The sequence below is a fragment of the Pseudokordiimonas caeni genome (genome assembly GCF_026719705.1).
Classification (GTDB): domain Bacteria; phylum Pseudomonadota; class Alphaproteobacteria; order Sphingomonadales; family Kordiimonadaceae; genus Gimibacter; species Gimibacter caeni.
The window spans coordinates 1566831-1588185 of record NZ_JAPPRR010000001.1 but is presented as its reverse complement, the minus strand read 5'-3'; the positions used below and the strand labels follow the sequence as shown (position 1 = coordinate 1588185).

The window sequence follows — 21355 nt, the reverse complement described above, 5'->3', positions numbered from 1 at the left end:
CTTTTAATCGAAATGCCGGACGGATCAGGCGTTGCCGAGGGCGCGTGCAAAAAGAACGCTGTTTTCAAGCGCGATATGGGCTTCTAGGTCAGCCTTGAAGGTAGCAAGGCCGCTATAGAGGGCACGCCATGTGTTGCAGGCGCCGTCCGGCGGCGTCAGACCGTTCGTCAGCCTGTCGATCACGTCAAGCGCGCCGGCATGATCTTCATGCTCGGCCATCATGGCGCGGATCGGCCATGCGGCCATTTCCGCCTGTCCGCTCGTCAGCAAGGGAAAGAGGACCTGTTCTTCCTTCTGCATGTGGCTTTCAAGCTCGACAGTCATCAGCCGCAGATGATCGGCAAGGCCGTTCGGTGCGCCCGGCTTGTCGCCGTGAACCTGCTCCACCCGGTCGGCGAGCCGCACCAGCTCCTTCAACTGGGCGCGGTGCACCAGATGATACCGGCCGAGGATATGCTGGATCAGGTCGGTGGTCGGGGCGCTTTCCCATGCCGATGCCTCTTCATCCGAATGCTGCAATTCGGTCAGTTCGTTCACTAGGGCGGCATGATCGATACCGGCCTTGGTCGCAGCTTCCAGAAGCGTATGACTGCCACCGCAGCAGAAGCTGAGGCCGTGGCGGTTGAAGACGGCGGTCGCACCCGGGATTTCCTGCGCAAGGGTGCCAAGGGATTGATCGAGAAGGGTCATGGGATACTCCTATAGGGGATGGGGGTCAGTCGATATGGGGTGCGTGGCCGGGTGCCCCTGAAATATGATTCAGGGCATGCCGCAATATCGGGGCGAGGACAGCGAGGCCATCCCTCACCCCGCCGGTGCTGCCGGGCAGCGCGATGACAAGGGTGGCGCCGTAAACATGGGCGACCGACCGGCTGAGCCATGTGGTCGGCACATGCGCCGCCGCACTTGCCCGCAGAAGCTCGCCGATGCCCGGCACGGGCAGGCCACCAAGGGAGGAAAGCGTCTGCGGGGTGATGTCGCGCGGGGAAAGGCCGGTACCACCGGTCGTCATGATCAGGTCGACCTGATCGATCCTTGCCAGAATTTCCCTTTCAAGCGCGTCTGCTTCATCGGGGATAAGAACATGATCAGCCACGATGGCCCCCATGCCCTCCAGCCCATCTTTCAGGAGTTTGCCGGACTTGTCCTCGTAGATGCCTTGCGAGGCCCGGTCGCTGAGCGTGATCACAGCCGCCCTGCGCTGGTGAAGGGGCAAGCCGGTTTCTGGCAGGGCATCCTTGTCCGGCATGTGTCCGTTGCTCGCCTTCGGTTTGCGAAGGTCGATCTGCACCTGAACCTGAAAACCACCGGCCGTGACCGTCAGCCCGTCCCGGCTTGGCTCAGCAATCTCATCGACGAGCATCTGGCGGGGCAGGGTGAATTGCAGGCCGTCGGCCTCGATCACCTCGATACGGTCTTTCAGTTCGATATACCATGGCACGACATGCCCGCCGGGCAAGACACAGCGTTCATAAAGACTGCCCTGCGCCAGAAGGGCGTGCGCCTCATCGCGCGACATCTTGAGGCAAAGCGACGATTCACTCAGTTTGAGACTCGACACACTATCCTCCTATCATGGCGAGATGGCGGGTTCGCCCGCTCTTGCCTTCGATCAGTTCATGGCTTTCGCGTTTGAGGCCAAGCAGCGTTGCCACCCGGTCCTGCATCGTTTCCAGCGTGTCCTCGCGCGTGAGGAAGCGGCGGAGGTCGAAAATGTCGTTGCCGAACAGGCACAGTTGCAGGCCGCCACGGGCTGAAATGCGCAACCTGTTGCAGGTGGAGCAGAAGTCCTTCGAATAAGGGGCAATGAAGCCGATGCTGCCGGCGTATTCGCGGTGCCGGAACACCCGGGCCGGGCCGTCCGTCGCGTACCGCTCTTGCTCCGCCCAGCTTGCTGCTGCGAGGAACGAAATCATCGGCGCAGGGTCGAGGTGACGTTCGGCGAAATAGGCCGCGCTATCGCCCGTGCGCATCAGCTCAATGAAGCGCACCGAAAGCGGCCGCTTTCTGATCAGTTTCAGGAAGCCGGGCAGTTCGTCGTCATTGACGCCGCGTTGCAGGACAGTGTTGATCTTGACGGCACGAAATCCCAGCTCTTCGGCGAGGGCGATGCCTCCCAGAACTTCCTGCAACCTGTCGTGCCCGGTAATTGCCTTGAAGCGATCGGGCATGAGCGAGTCGACGCTGACATTCAGGGCGGAAAGGCCAGCGGCCTGGTAATCGGCCAGCGACCGGGTCAGCTTGTAGCCATTCGTCGTCAGCGCCACCGTCTCGATCCCCGGCGTTTCGGCGATCACCGAGATGATGTCGGCAAGATCGGCTCGCAACGTGGGTTCTCCGCCGGTGAGCCGTACCTTGCGGATGCCAAGCCCGGCAAAGGCGTGCACCAGATTGCGGATTTCATCGACCGAAAGGAAATTGTGCGGTGCCGTCTTCTTGTACCCGTCCGGCAGGCAATAGGTGCAACGGAAGTTGCAAGCCTCGGTCACCGATAGCCGAAGGTAGGGGAAGCGCCGGTTATACCGGTCCTGAAGCATTGCCGCCTGCATTGTGGCTCCTTTCCTTGCCCGACCGCGACGCGTTGCGCGCGACGGGACAAGGGCGAGGATAGGGAGGCAGGGGAAGTGTCAACTTGACCGGGGTCAAGCAGCAAGGAACGACAGGTCAGGCAGCGCCCAGGCGTTCCTTGGAGGGGCATTCGTGCGTGCCGGCGCGCTTGCAGTCGCGCGCGACATAACTATCGCAATATTCGCACAGGATCTTGAGGTTCGGCAGGGTGATCTCGTCATTGTGCACGTCCAGCCCTTCGTCGCGCATCTTTTTGAGGACGCGGGAGAAGGTCTCGGGCCGCATGTCGAGATAGGAAGCGATGATCGACTTGTCATAGGGCAGGCGGATCCGCCCGTCTTCGCTGCCTTGCGCCAGGCTCAGCTTCAGGAGGAACCAGCCGACGCGGGCCCGTGCATCCTTCAGCCGGTTCTGTTCGATCTGATAGATCAGCGTCTGGGACCGCAGCGAGATATTATTGAGCATACTGACGGCCAGCGTGTTGTTGCGATTGACCCGCTGTCGGATCACCGGGGCAGGGATCGAAAGCAGGGTGGCATCGTCGATCACCTGTGCGCTCACGGGCGATTCGGTGTTCAGGAAAACCGCGGCCTCGAGGAGCGTGTCGCCGCTTGTCAGCATCTGCAGGATCGTTTCATCGCCGCTTTCGGTGCCGTTATAGAGCTTCACCCATCCCCGGATGATCACATACATGCGCTGTGTCTGTTCGCCTTGCAGGAACAGGAGCTTGCCGCGCGGATAATCGCGGATCTGGGCGTGGGTCAGCAGTTCGGCGAGGTCGGCGTCGTCGATGCCCGCGAAAAGCGGCAGCGAGCGCAGGTAGGGTCGCACCCTTTCGGCCCCCGGCGCGATATGGGTGGGGAAGGCGGGCGGCGTGGTGTCTGCAGCCTCGGGGGCAGAGGCGCCGGCAAGCCCGGCAATCATGCGCTGGCCCGCCACATGCAATTGGTCGAGCACGCGACTGACGAGATCGAACCATTCTTCGGCATCGAATTTCTCGAAATGCGCAGGCGCCGAAGCCTCCTTCAGCTGGGCATGCACTTCATCAAGTGCGCCCATCTCCCGGCTGGCAAGCACATCGCGGACAATTTCGATTTGGCTCGGCGCGGCAAGGCCGATGAAGCCATCAAGATAGGTGCGGGTTTCGGCCGACAAGGCGGCCATCCTGTCCCAGAATTCGGGGTTGCGGAAGGCGAAGGAATAGAAGCCGCGCGAGCCGAGCGCGCGTTCAAGCCCGATCCGTTCCTTCCATTGCAGGAAATAGGCGAACGCACTGATCAGGGCGGAATTCAGCGCCTTGTGCTCGTGGGCGACGATCATGATCGTGTCCAGAAGCGGCATGTTGAGCTCGAACGTGAAGGCGTTGAGCGCCCCCGTGTAGCTCGTTGCAAGTTTGTCGATATCGCCGCGCAGCCCTGACATCGCACCAATGCGCCGCCGGAGGTCGGCAAGACGCGCCTTGCTGAGCGTCGGCAGGGTTGCCGCCTGCTCGGCGCGCTTGATGGCGTCAAGGCAGTTTGCAGCGGCCGTGTCGGTTTCAGCACGGCGGCGGGCAAGGCGTTCCTTGAAAATCTTGCCGCGGCTATCGAGGAAAAGCGCCGCACAGCCTCGCTCATACTGCAATGCATGCAGTAACGCTTCCCCGGCTAGTAGAATTGGTGTCACGCTGGCCACGGGGCGATCATTCCTCACATTTCATCAGGTGGTTCGCCTTCAGATAGCATGCATCATCATGCCGTTCAGGTCAAATCACAGCGGCAGATTGTCGCGCGCCGCTTGACCTCGGTCAAACCCAAACCGGCAAAACGGGCGGAACATGGTGCCACTTCTTGACGAAGAGGAGGCAACTATGACCGATCCGACCGCCAAAGGAATGTCCCCCGCCGGGGGGCTGGCGGCTTCGCACTGGGCGCTGGGGGCAAGCACGCTCGCCTTCACCGTCTGTTTCGCTGTCTGGACAATCTTTTCCATCATCGGTGTCCGTATCAAGGCGGAACTGGGCCTCAGCGATACCCAGTTCGGTATCCTGATCGCGACGCCCGTTCTCACCGGTTCCATCAGCCGCGTTTTCCTTGGCATATGGACCGACCAGTTCGGCGGACGGGTGATTTTCAGTGTCCAGATGTTGTTGACGGCGGTTGCCGCCTGGCTGCTGACGCTGGCGACCACCTATGAAATGTTCCTCGTGGCGGCCCTCGGGGTCGGCCTCGCGGGCGGCGGTTTTGCGGTCGGTGTTGCCTATGTCTCCAAATGGTATCCGAAAGAACGCCAGGGCACGGCGCTTGGCATCTTCGGCATGGGGAACGTCGGCGCTGGCATCACCAGCTTCGGTGCGCCGATCCTGCTCGCGGCTCTCGGCGGCGAGTGGCAGGCAGTTGCCCGTGTTTATGCCGTCGCAATCGCCATCACGGGTGTTGTCTTCTATCTTGTGACCAAGGATGACCCTGTCACCCGCGCGCGGCGCACTAGTCACAAGGCGCATGCATCGTTCCTTGAACAACTGGAGCCACTGCGGAAACAGCAGGTCTGGCGCTTCGCCCTCTATTATTTCTTCGTTTTCGGTGCCTTCGTGGCGCTGGCGCTATGGCTGCCGCGCTACCTGATCGGCGCCTACGGCCTTGATATCAAGACGGCCGGCATGATCACGGCGGCCTATGCCGTGCCGGCAAGCCTGTTCCGTGCCTATGGCGGCAGCCTTTCGGACAAGATCGGCGCCCGAAAGGTTATGTATGTGACCTTCATCGTGTCGCTGATCTGCCTGTTCATGCTGTCCTATCCCGCGACCCATTACACGATCGAGGGCATCCACGGGCCGATCAATTTCTCGACGTCGATGGGGCTAGTTCCCTTTGTCGTCCTGATCTTCATCCTCGGCTTCGTGATGTCGCTCGGCAAGGCGGCGGTCTACAAGCATATCCCGGTCTATTATCCCGGTCATGTCGGGGCGGTTGGCGGGGTGGTCGGCATGATCGGCGGTCTTGGCGGCTTCGTCCTGCCCATCGCCTTCGGGGTCATGAACGACCTGACCAATATCTGGACCAGTTGCTTCATGCTGCTTTTTGCCATCGTCGTCGCATCGCTTGGCTGGATGCATGTGGCGGTTCGCCAGATGGAACGTCAGGCGGTTGGCACCGAACTTGGCGCTCTTCCGCAATTCCCGGAACTGCAGGGTGTCGAAATCCCGAAAGGTGCGGCCGAGCCCAAGGATCATGTGCTGACCGACTGGCGGCCTGAAGACCCTGCTTTCTGGAAAGACACAGGCGCGGCCGTTGCCCGGCGCAACCTCTGGATTTCGATCCCGTGCCTGCTGTTGGCCTTTGCTGTCTGGATGGTCTGGTCGGTGGTTGTGGCCAAGTTGCCGAGCATCGGCTTCACCTACACGACCGACCAGCTTTTCTGGCTGGCAGCCTTGCCCGGCCTTTCGGGGGCGACCCTGCGCATCTTCTACGCCTTCATGGTGCCGGTGTTTGGTGGGCGGACATGGACGACGCTCACGACCCTGTCGCTCGCCATCCCGGCTTTCGGGATCGGCTATGCGGTGCAGGACCCGGAAACGCCCTATGTCCTGTTCCTCGTGCTGGCACTGCTGTGCGGCTTTGGCGGCGGTAACTTTGCGTCCTCGATGGCCAACATCAGCTTCTTCTTCCCGAAAAGCCAGAAGGGCAACGCGCTGGCGCTCAATGCCGGGCTCGGCAACCTTGGTGTGTCGGTCATGCAGTTTGCGGTGCCGCTTGTCATCACGGCGGGTGTGTTCGGCGTGATGGGCGGCGAGCCGCGTGCCACGGCGGATGGCACCTCGCTATGGCTGCAGAATGCGGGCTTCATCTGGGTGCCTTTCATCCTTGCCTCGACCGTCGCGGCCTGGTTCGGCATGAATGACATCGCATCGGCCAAGGCAACCTTCGCCGAGCAGTCGGTCATCTTCCAGCGCAAGCACAACTGGATCATGTGCTGGCTTTATACTGGCACCTTCGGCTCCTTCATCGGCTATTCGGCTGGCCTGCCGCTTCTCGCGAAAAGCCAGTTCCCGACGGTTGACTCGCTGCAGTTCGTCTTTGTCGGGCCGCTTGTCGGTGCACTTGCACGGGCCGCAACCGGCTGGATTTCAGACCGGTTCGGCGGCGGGCGTGTGACCTTCTGGTCCTTCATTCTGATGATCCTCGGCGTCGTCGGTGTCCTCTATTTCCTCGGCATCAAGGATCAACCGGGCGCCTTCTGGGGCTTCTTCGCCATGTTCATGGTGCTGTTCTTTGCCACAGGGGTCGGCAACGCCTCGACCTTCCAGATGATCCCCGTGATCATGCGCAAGGAAATGGAGCATCTGATGCCGCACCTGAACCCGGCCGACCGGCTGCGTCAGGCGGAGAAAGAAGCGGCGGCCATCATCGGCTTCACTTCGGCGATTGCCGCCTATGGCGCCTTCTTCATCCCCAAGGCTTACGGCAGCTCGATCGCACTCACCGGCGGCCCCCAGGGCGCGCTGTGGGGCTTCATGATCTTCTATGTCAGCTGCGCCGTCATCACCTGGCTCGTCTACACCCGAAAGGGCGGCCTTCTCCACGATATCGAGCGGGGCCGTGCCGCGCCGCTCGCCACCCTTACTGAACAACCTGCGGAACAAGGATCATCGTCATGAGCAATTTTCTGGACAGGCTCACTTACCTGACCCGCACGCCCGAAACTTTTGCGGACGGGCACGGCATCACCACCGGCGAAAGCCGGGACTGGGAAAAGGCCTATCGCGGCCGCTGGGCACACGACAAGGTCGTGCGGTCGACACACGGGGTCAATTGCACGGGGTCCTGCTCGTGGAAAATCTATGTCAAGAACGGGCTTGTCACCTGGGAGACCCAGCAGACGGACTATCCCCGCACACGGCCCGACCTGCCGAACCATGAACCGCGCGGTTGCGCACGGGGGGCAAGCTACAGCTGGTATCTCTATAGCGCCGCGCGCCTCAAATATCCGATGGTCCGGAGCCGCCTGTTGCGCCTGTGGCGGGACGCCAAGGCAACGCACGCCGATCCGGTGGCCGCCTGGAACAGCATCGTCATCGATCCTGAAAAAGCTAAATCCTACAAGGTGGTGCGTGGCCTTGGCGGTTTTGTCCGCGCTGAATGGGATGAAGTGAACGAAATCATCGCGGCGGCCAATATTCACACGATCAAGACCTATGGCCCCGACCGGGTGGTCGGCTTCTCGCCGATCCCCGCCATGTCGATGGTGTCCTATGCGGCCGGCAGCCGGTATCTGTCGCTTATCGGCGGCGTCTGCATGAGCTTCTATGACTGGTACTGCGACCTGCCGCCCTCGTCGCCGCAAACGTGGGGCGAGCAGACGGACGTGCCGGAAAGCGCTGACTGGTACAATTCGGGCTATATCATCGCCTGGGGCTCGAACGTGCCGCAGACCCGAACGCCCGACGCCCACTTCTTCACCGAGGTTCGCTACAAGGGCACCAAGACAGTTTCGGTGACGCCCGACTATTCGGAAGTCGCCAAGCTCACGGACCTGTGGCTCAATCCGCGCCAGGGCACCGACAGCGCGCTCGCCATGGCGATGGGCCATGTGGTGTTGAAGGAATTCCATCTCGCCGGAAAGAGCGACTATTTCGACGATTATTGCCGACAGTATACGGACATGCCCTTCCTTGTGCAGCTTGAGGAACGGGATGGCCGCTTCGTAGCCGGCCGCACGCTCCGCGCTGCCGATTTCAAGGACGGCCTTGCCGCCGGCGAGCATGCCGACTGGAAGCCGGTCGTGTTCGACGCCAATTCCGGCAAGGTGAAGGTGCCGAATGGCACCATCGGCTCGCGCTGGGACAAAAGCGCGAAATGGAACCTCGAAATGCGCGCCGCCGCCGACGGCAGTGAACTGTGGCCGGAAGTGACCTTCGTCAAGAAGCATGACGATGTGGTGGCTGTTGGCTTCCCATATTTCGGCAATATCGAAAACGACCAGCCGATCTTCCATCACACCGGACACGACAGCGTGCTTGACCGCAATATCCCGGTGCGGCGGGTGAAAACCAAGGATGGGGAGATTCTCGTCGCCACCGTCTTCGACCTGCTTGTTGCCAACTATGGCATCGACCGCGGCCTTGGCGGCGGCAATGTAGCCAAGGACTTTTCCGAGGACATTCCCTACACGCCTGCTTGGCAGGAAAAGATCACCGGCGTGCCGGCAGCCCGTGTCATCCAGGTCGCACGCGAGTTTGCCGACAATGCCGACAAGACCCACGGCCGCTCGATGGTGATCCTCGGCGCCGCCGTGAACCACTGGTATCACATGGACATGGTCTATCGCGGCATCATCAACCTTCTGGTGATGTGCGGCTGTATCGGCAAGTCCGGTGGTGGCTGGGCCCATTATGTGGGGCAGGAGAAGCTGCGGCCGCAAACTGGCTGGCTGCCGCTCGCCTTCGGGCTCGACTGGTGCCGTCCACCCCGGCAGATCAACTCCACCAGCTTCTTCTATGCCCATTCCGACCAGTGGCGGTACGAGAAGCTGGAGGTGGGTGAAATCCTTTCGCCCACAGCGGACCGGGAAAAGTGGAAGGGCAGCACCTTCATCGACTGCAACGTGCGCGCCGAACGCATGGGCTGGCTGCCTTCCGCCCCGCAGCTTGATCGCAACCCGCTTGAGGTCGCGAAGGGCGCGGCGGCGTCCGGGCAAGCGGCCGATGCCTACATTGTGTCGGAGCTGAAGGACGGCAAGCTCGGCTTTGCCTGCAGCGATCCGGACAATCCGGTCAACTTCCCGCGCAACATGTTCATCTGGCGCTCCAACCTGCTCGGCTCGTCGGGCAAGGGGCACGAATATATGCTGAAGCACCTGCTTGGCACCCAGCACGGACTGCTTGGCAAGGATCTGGGCGAATCCGGCGGGCAGAAACCGCAGGATGTGTGCTGGCACGAGCAGGCACCGGAAGGAAAGCTCGATCTTGTGGTGACGCTCGATTTCCGCATGTCCACCACCTGCGTCTATTCCGATATCGTTCTGCCCTCCGCCACATGGTACGAGAAGAACGACCTCAACACATCCGACATGCATCCCTTCATCCACCCGCTGACCCGCGCGGTTGACCCGGCGTGGGAAAGCCGCAGCGACTGGGACATCTACAAGGGCCTTGCCCGCAAGTTTTCGGACCTGTGCCCCGGTCATCTCGGCATCGAAAAGGATCTGGTGACAGTACCGATCCTGCACGATACGCCGGGCGAGATGGCCCAGCCCTATGACGTGAAGGACTGGACGAAGGGTGAATGCGACCCGGTGCCCGGCAAGACGATGCCGTCTGTCGTCGTGGTCGAGCGCGATTATCCGAACACCTATGCCCGCTTCACCTCGATCGGGCCGCTGCTTGAAAAGCTCGGGAATGGTGGCAAGGGGATCAACTGGAAAACGGAAGAAGAGGTCGAATTCCTCGGCAAGCTAAACGGCACCCATCTGAAGGGGGCAGCCGCCGGGCGGCCGAAGATCGACAGCGACATCGATGCAACCGAGGTCATCCTGTCGCTCGCACCCGAAACCAACGGCCATGTTGCGGTCAAGTCGTGGGCGGCACTTAGCCAGACCACGGGGCGCGATCACACCCATCTCGCCACGCCGAAGGAAGATGAGAAATTGCGCTTCCATGACCTGAAGGCACAGCCCCGCAAGATCATCTCCTCTCCGACCTGGTCGGGCCTTGAGGACGAACATGTCAGCTACAACGCCGGCTACACGAACGTTCACGAGCTGATCCCGTGGCGTACCCTTACCGGACGCCAGCAATTCTATCAGGATCACGAATGGATGCGCGACTTCGGCGAAGGCTTCTGCGTCTACAAGGGGCCGGTCAATACGCGCACCCTGAAATCCGTGGAAGGCAAGCGGGATGGTTCTAAGGAAGTGGCGCTGAACTGGATCACCCCGCACCAGAAATGGGGCATCCATTCCACCTATTCCGAAAACCTCCTGATGCTCACCCTCAATCGGGGCGGGCCGGTGGTCTGGCTCAGCGAGATTGATGCTCGCAAGATCGACGTCGCCGATAACGACTGGATCGAGCTTTACAACGCCAACGGGGCGATCGTTGCGCGGGCCGTGGTGTCGCAGCGTGTGCCGGAAGGCATGACGATGATGTACCACGCCCAGGAAAAGATCATCAACACACCCAAGTCGAAGGCCACCGGCAACCGGGGCGGTATCCACAATTCCGTGACGCGGGTTGTGGTGAAGCCGACCCACATGATCGGCGGTTATGCGCAGCTTGCCTACGGGTTCAACTATTACGGCACCTGCGGCACCAACCGGGACGAATTTGTCACCGTCCGCAAACTTCACAATGTCGATTTCGGGGACGAAGTTCCCGCGACGGCTGCCGAATAGGAGGGGCAAGATGAAGATACGTGCACAGATCGGCATGGTCCTTAATCTGGACAAATGCATCGGATGCCATACCTGCTCCGTCACCTGCAAGAATGTCTGGACCAGCCGCGCCGGCGTTGAATACGCATGGTTCAACAATGTGGAAACGAAGCCCGGCGTCGGCTATCCCCGCCACTGGGAAGACCAGTCGCGCTGGAACGGTGGCTGGGTCCGCAAGGAGAATGGCAAGCTGCAGCCCAAGATGGGCGGCAAGTTCCGCCTGCTTGCCAAAATCTTCGCGAACCCGGACCTGCCGGAGATCGACGACTATTACGAACCGTTCACCTTCGATTACGGCCACCTGCAAACCTCGGGCGAGGCCAAGGATGTGCCGACGGCGCGTGCGCATTCGGTACTGACCGGCCAGAAGATGGAAAAGCCCGAATGGGGCCCCAACTGGGAAGAAATCCTCGGGGGCGAGTTCGAGAAAAGGTCCGCCGACTATAACTTCAAGGACATCGAGAAGGAGATGTACGGCGAGTTCGAGAATACCTTCATGATGTATCTGCCGCGCCTCTGCGAACATTGCCTCAATCCGGCATGCGTCGCGGCGTGCCCGTCGGGCGCCATCTACAAGCGCGAGGAAGACGGCATCGTCCTCATCGATCAGGACAAGTGCCGCGGCTGGCGGATGTGTGTGTCCGGCTGCCCCTACAAGAAAATCTATTTCAATTGGCAGTCCGGCAAATCGGAGAAATGCACTTTCTGCTACCCCCGTATCGAAAACGGTGATCCGACCGTTTGTTCCGAAACCTGCGTGGGGCGTATCCGTTATCTCGGTGTGATGCTTTATGATGCCGACCGCATTCAGGAAGCGGCAAGCGTAGCGGACGAGCAGGCGCTTTATGAAGCGCAGTGCGATATCTTCCTCGACCCCCATGATCCGGCGGTGATTGCCCAGGCCAAGGCCGACGGCGTGCCGGATAGCTGGATGGAAGCTGCCCGCAACTCACCCGTCTACAAGATGGCGATGGAGTGGAAGATCGCCTTCCCGCTGCACCCGGAATATCGCACCCTGCCGATGGTCTGGTACGTGCCGCCCCTGTCCCCGATCCAGAGCCGCTATGAAGAAGGCCAGATTGCCGGTGACGGCGTCATCCCCGACGTTTCGCAGCTCCGTATCCCGGTGAAATATCTCGCCAACATGCTGACCGGCGGCAAGGAGCAGCCGGTGGCCCATGCACTCGAGCGCATGTTGGCCATGCGCGCCTTCATGCGTGCCAAGCATGTCGACGGGGTCATCGATACCGGCATCCTCGACCATGTCGGGCTCGATATCGAGACGGTCGAGGACATGTACCGGATCATGGCGCTTGCCGCCTATGAGGACCGCTACGTGATCCCGACCAACCACCGCGAATATTCGGGCGATACACCGTTCGAGAACGAGATCGCCTTCGCGTCGCGGTCTGGCTGCGGCTTCAGCTTCGGCGACGGCTGCCATGGCGGTCGCCCGAAGAAGAGCCTTTTCGGCACACCAACCCACGAAAACACCATGTCCGGCAACATCAGGAGGGGATGATGAAGACCTATAGAATTCTTTCGCTTCTGCTTGGTTATCCGAAGGCCGACTGGCTGGCGCACCACCGCGAACTCAAGGAGGCGCTTCTCGACGAACGCCTGCTGCCGCCCAAGCAGCTTGGCAATGTGGTTGCCCTTCTGGACAGTTTCACCGTCAGCGACCTTCTGACGTTGCAGGAAAGGTATGTGGCGCTGTTTGATCGTGGACGCGGCCTCAGCCTGCATCTGTTCGAGCATGTGCACGGTGAATCCCGTGATCGCGGGCAGGCCATGGTTGATCTGATGAATCTCTACAAGTCGAAAGGCTTTGAGATCACGGCGGCCGAACTGCCCGACTATCTGCCGCTTTTCCTTGAGTTTCTGTCGGTGTGCGATCCCGCCGAGGCTCGCGAAACGCTTGGCGAAGCCGTTCATATCGTGGCGGCGCTGGCGGCCAAGCTGAAGGACCGGGAGTCGCCCTATTCAGCGGTTTTTGATGCCATCATCGCGCTCGCCAACGCGAAGGTCGACACTGCTTTTGTTGCCCAGGCGATCGAAGAAGACCGCCGGCGTGACGAAAGCCTTGAAGCGCTGGACCGCGAATGGGCCGAGGCACCGGCATTTGATGGTGCAGGCGAGAATGCCTGTTCCATCTGCCCGACCGCGCAACCGCCCCGCGCCATAGCGCCAACCGCGCCCAAACCCGCACAGGAGGCAGCAAGATGAGCTATTATCTCAATGAATTCCTGTTTGGTATCTATCCCTATATCGCGCTTGTCGTGATGTTTGGGGGCAGCATCCTCAGGTACGACCAGAACCAGTATAGCTGGAAGGCCGATTCCAGCCAGCTGATCGCCAGCCGGGGCCTGCGGGTCGGCAGCAACCTTTTCCATGTCGGCATCATCCTGCTGTTCTTCGGGCATCTTGTGGGGCTGCTGACGCCGGAATGGCTGTATGAACTGGCCATCACCCCGGCAACCAAGCAGATGCTGGCCATGGTGGCGGGCGGGATCTTCGGGACGATCTGCTTCATTGGCATGACCGTCCTCTTGCACCGACGGCTCACCAATCCGCGCGTGCGTGCGACCAGTAAGCCTGCCGATCTCCTGATCCTCGTGATCCTCTATGTGCAGCTGATCCTTGGCCTCGCCACCATTCCCTTCTCCGCCCAGCATCTGGACGGCAGTTCGATGGTCGCGCTGGCCGAATGGGCACAGCATATCGTGACCTTCCGGGGCGGTGCGGCGGACTATGTCGCGGGGCAGGGGATTGTCTTCAAGCTGCATATCGTGCTGGGGCTGACCATCTTCCTGATCTTCCCCTTCACCCGGCTTGTCCATGTGTTCAGTGCACCGTTCAAATATCTCTTCCGTTCCGGCTACCAGATCGTTCGCAAGAGGGGGTAGAAATGCCGATTTTCGTAGGTGATGTCGAAATCACGGATGACGCTGTTTTCAACGAAATGCAGTATCACCCCGCGCCGTCGATGGAAGCGGCCCGGAATGCGGCGGCGCAGGCGCTGGTGGTGCGCGAGCTGCTGCGGCAGGAAGCGCGCCGCCAGAAGCGCAAGATCGGGGATGAGGACGCCCGGCTGATGGGGCTTATCGAGGAAGCCGTCAGCGTGCCGGCGGCGACCACTGAAATCTGCCGTCATTATTACGAGCAGAATGAAGCCCGCTTCCGCGCCTCCAACCTGCCGGATCAGGTCGTGCCGTTCGAGGCGGTGGAGGACAAGATACGGGACTATCTGCAGACCCGCAGCATGCGGGAAGGCATCCGGTCTTATGTCCTTTCGCTTGCCGAGCAGACACGGATTGCCGGGTTCGACATCGCGGCGGCACTTTGAACCGGAGGCAGCGATGGACGCTTACGATCTGTTGATCGATGGCTACCGGGCGTTCCGCAAAAGATATCTCGGTGACGCCGCCGAAGACTGGCGTCACTGGGCCGGCAAGCCGCAGGCGCCGCGGATCATGGTGATCGGCTGCAGCGACAGCAGGGTCAATCCCGCGATCCTGACCCATGCCGGGCTAGGCGACCTGTTCGTGGTCAACAATATCGCCAATATCGTGCCAGCTTTCGCCGAGGGGCGACACACACACCGCTCGGTGGGGGCGGCGCTTCAGTATGCCGTCACTGTTCTCAAGGTCGAGCATGTCATTGTAATGGGGCACAGTTCCTGTGGCGGTGTGCGGGCCTTGATGTCGGGGATCGGTGACATCGACGAGACCACACAGGACGATTATGTCGCTGGCTGGATCCGCGAACTGGAACCAGCCCGTGCCGCTGTTCTTGCCGACATGCCCGACGCGCCATTTGAGGAACAATGTCAGGTCTGCGAACTCGAGGGCGTGCTGGTGTCGATTGGCAATCTTCTTACTTATCCCTTCGTCCGCTCAGCTTTTGATGAGGGCAGGCTTTCCCTGCATGCCTGGTATTTCATGATCGAAAGCGGGGACATGCTTTCCTACGATTATGAGAAGGGCGAGTACCGTCGGCTGGTACGCCCGCTGGACTGAGGTGGCCGGGTGCGACATTCCGCCGCATTCTTCCAATAAGGCCAATCACTTGACCCAGGTCAGGTGATGCGACCCCAAGGACGACGAGACTGCGTTATCTGCTCTGAGGAGACAAGAAATGCAGCTCGGAAACTTCCCCTTGCCGTTCATCGCACTGGCGCTCGCTGCTGCGGGATCGGCCCATGCCGATGAGGCACAAAGCCTGACCGAAGCGCTGACCAAAGGCGACCCGAACCTCGGCTTCCGATACCGGCTGGAAATGGTTGACCAGGACGGTCTCGCGAAAGACGCGACGGCCTCGACATTGAGGACGCGGCTTGGATATCGGACTGGCACATTCAAGGGTTTCTCGGCCTATCTCGAATTCGAGGATGTAACGGTCGTCGGTGAGACAAGTTATAACGACACGATCAATGGCAAGACACGCTATCCCGTTGTCGCCGATCCGGACGGGACGGAACTCAATCAGGCATATCTCACCTATACGAATGGATCGGGCCTGACTTTGCAGGCCGGGCGTCAGGGTATCAATCTCGGCACCCAGCGGTTCGTCGGCACCGTCGGCTGGCGCCAGAATGACCAGACATTCGATGCGGTCATCGGCATTTTCCAGACAGGCAAACTGACGGCTGTTGCGGCCCATGTCTGGAACGTCAACCGGGTGTTTTCCCACAACCATCCCCTTGGCAGCCTCGAAACCGCGACCGAAGTGCTGCAGCTGAGCTACAAGGTCTCGCCTGCGATGGAGCTGACGGCCTTCGGTCTCCTGATCGACCTTGATACCGACACGTCTGCCGTGAATGCCACTCTATCGAGCCAGACATACGGCCTTCGCGCCGTCGGCGCTGTGGACATTGCCGACGGTATGCAGTTCGCCTACAGCGCCGACTATGCCCGGCAATATGACTATGGCGACGCGGCGGCTGACTACAGCACAGACTATTATGCCATCGAAGGCGCGCTGACGGTGGCCAGCATCACGGCTACGGCTGGCTACGAGGTCCTCGCGGCGGCAGACGGTGCTGCATTCCAGACGCCGCTGGCAACCCTTCACAAATTCAACGGCTGGGCCGACAAGTTTCTGACAACACCTGCCGGTGGCCTCACGGACCTTTATGTTGGCGCTGCAACGAAGGCCGATGGTGGCGCACTGGCAGGGCTCACCCTGCAGGTCACCTGGCATGCCTTTGCCGCCGAAGATGGCGGGGCGGACTATGGCAACGAGATCGACTGGCAGATATCGAAAAAGCTTGGCAAATCGCTGAGCGTGGCGCTCAAGGGTGCGCATTACCGTGCTGATGCCTTCGCAACGGATACCGACAAGGTCTGGCTTACACTCGGGGCTGAATTCTAGGACGGACGAGCCCCGGTGTGGGAGGAGGCGGGAGTCCCTAGCCCCGCCTCCTTTTCCATTCATGCCCGTCCGCTTTCAGGCAAACAGGCTGCGGTCGGCGGGATAACAATTCACCATCTCGCCCCCCTTCAGGCTTTCGACCCCTTCCGGGTGGACGATCCAGGCATTCATCAGGGCCATCGAGTGCAGCTTGTAGGATTCCTGCCCGTCGAAGGGCGTGACGACGAGCCTGCCGTCGTCTTCAAAGAGCCCCGCTTTCAGGAACACCGTAAGCCCCTTGGTGGCCGACACCTCGTCGGACAGGCGAGCCTTCACGGGCGCTTCGGTCGGCAGGCCGGCGAGCGCACGCAGGAAGGGCACGGCAAACATCCGCAGCCCCATGGCCGTTGAAACCGGGTTGCCCGGCAGGCCGAAGAAATGGCGGCCGTCGCGCAGTTTGGCGAAAAGGATTGGTTTGCCCGGCTTGACGCGGGCGCGGTGAAGCAGGATCTCGGCGCCCATGGCTTCGATCTCGGCCCGCACGAAATCATAGGTGCCGACCGAGACAGCGCCCGTGGAGACGATAACATCGGCCGGGCTTTCAAGCGCCGTATCCAGCGCACGGCGGAAACTTTCGCCGTCATCGCCCACGGTTGTGCGGCCAAGGCAGTCGCAGCCTGCCGCCCTGAGCGCGGTTTCGCCGTAGGGGCCGGAGCTGTTGTATATCTGGCCGGGCAGGAGCTGACGTCCGGGTTCGTCGACCAGTTCGCGACCGGTTGAAATCCACCAGACACAGGGCCGCGGGCGCACACGGAACCGTTCGTGTCCAGAAGCGGCAAGGAGCGGGATGGCGGCACTCGTGATCAAGGTGCCACCGGCGAGCAGCAGGTCGCCGACGGCAAAATCGCTGCCCTTGCGGCGGATGTTGCGCTCGGCCGGGTAGGGCGCACTGATCAGGACGGTGTCTCCATCCTGCTGGGTCATTTCAACGGGAATGATGCTGACGGCGCCGGGCGGCACGGGGGCGCCGGTCATGATTCCGGCAGCTTCCCCCGCCGACAGGGCAACGTTCGTTCCGGCGTCGCCTGCCGCGAAGGTGCGGGATATTGTCAGACGCGCCGGTTTTTCGGCACTGGCCCCTACCGTATCGACCGAGCGGATGGCATATCCATCCATCGCCGAATTGTCGAACGAGGGGGAGGCAGCTTTCGCATGCAGATCGCCGGCGAGGACGCATCCGACGGCTTCGCGAAGGGGCCGTTCAACAGGGGTGGCCGGGGCGGCGTGATCGAGGACAAGGGCGAGCGCGTCGGGATAGGAAAGCATGGAAACTCCTTCAGGGGCGCGGACGGAAGACCATCGGCGCGAAATAGACGACAAGAACAAGAAAAGCGAAGGACCAGAGGGCAGCACTGACGGCGAGCCCGATGTGATACTGTCCCATGAACAAGGGGGCGAGCGTGCGGGCAACGGCAGCCGCAAAGAGTGCGAGATAGGCCACATTCATGGGGCGGGTTGCGGCGAGCGGGCGTCCGGTATGTCCGAGTGTCGCCCGTGTGGTGACGGCAACGACCATGAGGCTCATGGCGCCGGCCGTCAGCGCGTGCAGGCCCATGGTGGCGGGGATGACAGACGGGGCGATGGCGCCGTATCCCGCCAGCACCAACCCCACGGGCATCCAGAGATATGCGGCATGCAGGATAAAGACGAGCGGTTCGGCGGTCGTTTTCCAGCCGCACCAGCGCATCATCCGCAACGCATGCAGAAGACCGGAAATGACGAGAAGATTGCCCGTCAGTTCGTTTTCAGGAAAGGCAGTCCAGCCCGCAAGGGCGAGGACGGTGGCGCCGATCACCAGTTTGTCGAACCCGTTGAAAGCACGGGGACGCTGTGGTTTGCCCGCCTTGATCAGCCAGTTGGTCGTGAAGCTCGGGATGATGCGGCCGCCGATCAGGCTGATGAGCAATAGCACCATCGAAAGCGCGAGACGCAGGCTGTAGTCCGGTGCGCCGGCCAGTAGGCGTTCAGCATGGAACAGGATGTTGGCGCAGGCGAGAAGGCTGACCATCACGCAGACCGGCAGGTTGCGCCAGTTCTTGCCGGCCAGTATTTCCCGCCACACAAGGGCGGAGAAGATAACGAGGAAGGCGCTGTCGACCAGCACCCCGCCAAGGTCACCCGCATAGGGGGACAGCATGACGCCCCGCCCGGCAAGCCACAGCAGGAAGAGGAGGGCGAGGCGCCACCCCGCGACCGGCAGCCGCCCCGTCCAGTTCGGGATGGCGGTCAGGAGAAAGCCTGCGATGGCGGCCGACAGGAAGCCGAAGATCATTTCATGCGCATGCCAGACAAGCGGGCCCGGCCCGGCGATCTCCGCACCTGTCAGGAAGATGTGGACCCAGACCGGGACCAGCAGAAAGGCTGCCGCCCATGCGCTGAAGAAAAACGGCCTGAAGCCATAGGTGAAAAAGGCTGGGCCTGCCGGCCGACGTCGGGACATAGGTCTTCCCCTTATTGATCCTGAACCCTAGGGAACGGCGGTTTGAGCCGTGTCTCCTTGACCCGGATCAAATTGTCTGCGGGCGATTGCCTTAAGGTGGTTGCAGAACATCCCGCCCGAGGCGCAGACCATGACCGATCTCGACCATCTATCCCGCATGAATGCCTGTTTCCTTGGGCCCCGTTCCGAAAACGAGGCATGGCTGCGGTCCGAAATGCAGGCCATCCTCGATAGCTGGTTCGGCTGGCGCCGGGACCTTTTCCCGAATGATCCTGAGGCGATCCCCTATGACGAACGCGTCTCGGTGCCCTTTCTGCAGCAGCGCGAAAGGCTGGCCCGCCAGATCACCCGCCTGACCGATATACTGCGGGACGAGGTGCCGAAGCATACGCCGCGTTATATCGGCCATATGGTTTCGGAAATGAGCATGCCGGCGCTTCTCGGGCATTTTTCGGCGCTCCTGCACAATCCGAATAATACGTCGAAAGAAGTTTCAAAGGTCACGTCTGTGCTTGAAGCCGAAGCGATTGCAGCCCTCGCCAGTATGGTTGGCTATGGCCCTGCCGAGGCTTGTGGCCATTTCACGTCCGGCGGGACGGTCGCGAATTTCGAAGCGATCTGGCGTGCGCGTTTCCGGCTCGATCACTGGCTGAGCCTGGCGCTTTATCTGGCCGAGGAGCACAGCGTACCGCTTGATGTGTTCGCGAGCGCCCACATGGGCTGGAAGCGCTATTTCGAACTGGTCGCCCTGTATGGGGTCGACGAGACGAAAACCCGCCACTATAGCCTTGTCGCCAGCAATCCGTTCGAGGCCGCGTCGCTCATCTCCGCGCATGCCGGATCACCCTACAAGGGGCCGGTCGTTCTGGTGCCCGGCAACAAGCATTTCTCATGGCTCAAGGGGGTCAGCGTCTTCGGGTTCGGGGAAAGGGCCTTCTGGACCGTGCCGCTTGATGCCGCGGGCCGCACCGATGTGACGGCACTCGCGGACCTCCTCAACAAGGCAGAAAAGGAAGGACGACCGGTGCTGATGGTGGTGTCGGTGGCGGGCACCACGGAGGCGGGCGAAGTGGACCCCGTGGACAGGGTTCAGGACCTGCTGGACGAGCGGAAAGCAGCGCGAGGGCATGATATCTGGCACCATGTGGACGCAGCCTACGGGGGCTTTTTCGCGAGCCTTCTCGGCGGGGCGGCGGAGAATCTGCTGGTGCCCGAGGTCCGGGCGGCGCTCTCAGCGCTTGGCCGGGTGCAGTCGATTACCCTTGATCCCCACAAGCTCGGCTATGTGCCCTATAGTTGCGGTGCCTTCCTGGCGCGGGACCGGGAAGCCTATTCCGTGTCTTCCTTCCATGCGCCCTACCTAGACCGCGCCGACCTCGGGGCCAGCGTTTGGGCCTATACGCTTGAAGGGTCGCGGTCGGCGGCCGGGGCGACGGCGGTGTGGCTGACATCGGAGGCCATCGGTTTCGGCCCCGAGGGATTCGGCGAGATCATCGCCTCTACGATTGAAAACTGCCGGCTGTTCGCGGCCACCCTTGCGGCCTCACTGCCCTTTGTGCGGCCCCTCAGGCCGCTGGATACCAATATCCTCTGCTTCAATCTGGCTGAGCCCGGTATGTCGCTCACTGAAGCCAACCGGCGGACCGAAGCGGTTTTCAGGAAATTCGTGGCGAGCCCGCATTTTTCGGTATCGAAGACGAGCCTTTCACTGGAAAGCTATGAAAAGCTCATCGCGGCGCATATGGCCGAAATCGGCGGGGCAGTGGACGCGGAGGCGATGGTGTTGCTGCGCTGTGTTTTCATGAACCCCTTCTGGGCGAACGCAGAGGTTCGGGCACAGCTAGTGCCCGCGTTCGTCGAAGAACTCGCCGCACACTATAGCGGCGTATCAGGCGCCGGCTTTGCGCCGATGCCGCATGGCGGCAAGCTCCTCGGGTGTGTTGATATTGACGAAGCTGTCACTGCCCGGCCATCGCACCTCTGACGCACCGATCATCCGGGCGAGGTGGTGGAGGGAGAGGGACCGGGAAAGGTCCAGCGTCGGCCAGATGCTCCCGAGTGCAGCGATCGGCCAATAGCCGAAGGTCGGATGCGTGCCGGCCTCGTCGGCGGCGATTGCCGGCGCACCACTGGCGCTCAGCCGCGCGGCCAGGTCGGCCGGGAAGCATGGCCCGTCCACCGGGACGGTGATGAATCCCCGAGCAGCAGGTTGATCCGCACTCAGCCGCGCCCAGGCAGCGAAGAGCCCGGCCGCCGGCCCCTTGGGGCCGTCCGGGTGGTCTCTTATGCAGGAAAGTCCGGTACCGCGGTCATCGTCCCCGGAAATCAGAATCTCGTCAACTTGACCGGCAAGGCGCTGCTGCACCAGATCAATCATGCGTTCGTTGCCGATTTGCGCGAGCGCCTTGTCCGCGCCGCCCATGCGTGCCGACTGTCCGCCAGCCAGTATGATGCCGGGGAGAGTGAATGCCGGTTCGTTGGCCATTGTTCCTTGCAGTCCTGACATGACTTATCCCTGCACCTAGG

16 protein-coding genes are annotated in these 21355 nt (G+C 61.5%); 9 read left to right on the top strand and 7 right to left on the bottom strand.

From position 1 onward, the window contains the following. Positions 1 to 24 precede the first annotated feature (24 nt). The 4 genes from ytfE to OU694_RS07205 all read right to left on the bottom strand — a co-directional run bounded on the left by ytfE (position 25) and on the right by OU694_RS07205 (position 4233). Positions 25 to 690: an iron-sulfur cluster repair protein YtfE gene (ytfE, locus tag OU694_RS07220; RefSeq protein ID WP_308910303.1), complete on the bottom strand. Its 666-nt coding sequence runs from the start codon at positions 688 to 690 to the stop codon at positions 25 to 27. A 25-nt stretch (positions 691 to 715) separates the two neighbouring features. Continuing rightward, complete coding sequence (locus OU694_RS07215) at positions 716 to 1561, bottom strand: MogA/MoaB family molybdenum cofactor biosynthesis protein (protein ID WP_308910302.1); 846 nt, start codon at positions 1559 to 1561, stop codon at positions 716 to 718. 1 nt (position 1562) lies between these two features. Then, complete coding sequence (moaA, locus tag OU694_RS07210) at positions 1563 to 2549, bottom strand: GTP 3',8-cyclase MoaA (protein WP_308910301.1); 987 nt, start codon at positions 2547 to 2549, stop codon at positions 1563 to 1565. Positions 2550 to 2664: 115 nt separating this feature from the next. Continuing rightward, on the bottom strand, positions 2665 to 4233 hold the full coding sequence (locus OU694_RS07205; RefSeq protein ID WP_373460273.1) for a nitrate- and nitrite sensing domain-containing protein: 1569 nt from the start codon (positions 4231 to 4233) through the stop codon (positions 2665 to 2667). A gap of 208 nt (positions 4234 to 4441) precedes the next feature. Here OU694_RS07205 and OU694_RS07200 point away from each other — a divergent pair, with 208 nt between their 5' ends. From OU694_RS07200 to OU694_RS07165, 8 genes are all read left to right on the top strand, one after another. After that, positions 4442 to 7204, top strand: coding sequence for a nitrate/nitrite transporter (locus OU694_RS07200; RefSeq protein ID WP_373460272.1), 2763 nt, complete (start codon positions 4442 to 4444; stop codon positions 7202 to 7204). Continuing rightward, positions 7201 to 10938, top strand: coding sequence for a nitrate reductase subunit alpha (locus OU694_RS07195; RefSeq protein ID WP_308910298.1), 3738 nt, complete (start codon positions 7201 to 7203; stop codon positions 10936 to 10938). The genes OU694_RS07200 and OU694_RS07195 overlap by 4 nt, the downstream gene beginning before the upstream one ends. A 10-nt stretch (positions 10939 to 10948) precedes the next feature. After that, complete coding sequence (gene narH, locus OU694_RS07190; RefSeq protein WP_308910297.1) at positions 10949 to 12499, top strand: nitrate reductase subunit beta; 1551 nt, start codon at positions 10949 to 10951, stop codon at positions 12497 to 12499. Further along, a complete protein-coding gene (narJ, locus tag OU694_RS07185) occupies positions 12499 to 13203 on the top strand; it encodes a nitrate reductase molybdenum cofactor assembly chaperone (RefSeq protein ID WP_308910296.1) in 705 nt (234 codons plus the stop codon). The genes narH and narJ overlap by 1 nt, the downstream gene beginning before the upstream one ends. Then, on the top strand, positions 13200 to 13883 hold the full coding sequence (gene narI, locus OU694_RS07180) for a respiratory nitrate reductase subunit gamma (protein ID WP_308910295.1): 684 nt from the start codon (positions 13200 to 13202) through the stop codon (positions 13881 to 13883). Before narJ ends, narI begins: the two co-directional genes overlap by 4 nt. Positions 13884 to 13885: 2 nt before the next feature. Beyond that, positions 13886 to 14323 carry a hypothetical protein gene (locus tag OU694_RS07175; RefSeq protein WP_308910294.1) on the top strand — a complete coding sequence of 146 codons (438 nt, stop codon included), beginning with the start codon at positions 13886 to 13888 and terminating at the stop codon, positions 14321 to 14323. Between the two features lie 13 nt (positions 14324 to 14336). Continuing rightward, positions 14337 to 14996 carry a carbonic anhydrase gene (locus tag OU694_RS07170; protein ID WP_308910293.1) on the top strand — a complete coding sequence of 220 codons (660 nt, stop codon included), beginning with the start codon at positions 14337 to 14339 and terminating at the stop codon, positions 14994 to 14996. 118 nt (positions 14997 to 15114) lie between these two features. Further along, positions 15115 to 16350, top strand: coding sequence for an alginate export family protein (locus OU694_RS07165; RefSeq protein WP_308910292.1), 1236 nt, complete (start codon positions 15115 to 15117; stop codon positions 16348 to 16350). A 75-nt stretch (positions 16351 to 16425) separates the two neighbouring features. Here the strand turns inward: OU694_RS07165 and OU694_RS07160 are convergent, their stop codons facing one another. After that, entirely contained in the window at positions 16426 to 17655 is a 1230-nt protein-coding gene (locus tag OU694_RS07160) for a molybdopterin molybdotransferase MoeA (RefSeq protein WP_308910291.1), read from the bottom strand. A gap of 10 nt (positions 17656 to 17665) precedes the next feature. Further along, positions 17666 to 18829: an NnrS family protein gene (locus OU694_RS07155; RefSeq protein WP_308910290.1), complete on the bottom strand. Its 1164-nt coding sequence runs from the start codon at positions 18827 to 18829 to the stop codon at positions 17666 to 17668. 130 nt (positions 18830 to 18959) lie between these two features. Here OU694_RS07155 and OU694_RS07150 point away from each other — a divergent pair, with 130 nt between their 5' ends. Continuing rightward, positions 18960 to 20813: a pyridoxal phosphate-dependent decarboxylase family protein gene (locus OU694_RS07150; protein WP_308910289.1), complete on the top strand. Its 1854-nt coding sequence runs from the start codon at positions 18960 to 18962 to the stop codon at positions 20811 to 20813. Here the strand turns inward: OU694_RS07150 and mobA are convergent. Then, positions 20718 to 21314, bottom strand: coding sequence for a molybdenum cofactor guanylyltransferase (mobA, locus tag OU694_RS07145; RefSeq protein ID WP_308910288.1), 597 nt, complete (start codon positions 21312 to 21314; stop codon positions 20718 to 20720). The two genes, OU694_RS07150 and mobA, sit on opposite strands and share 96 nt — an antisense overlap. Positions 21315 to 21355: the final 41 nt, after the last annotated feature.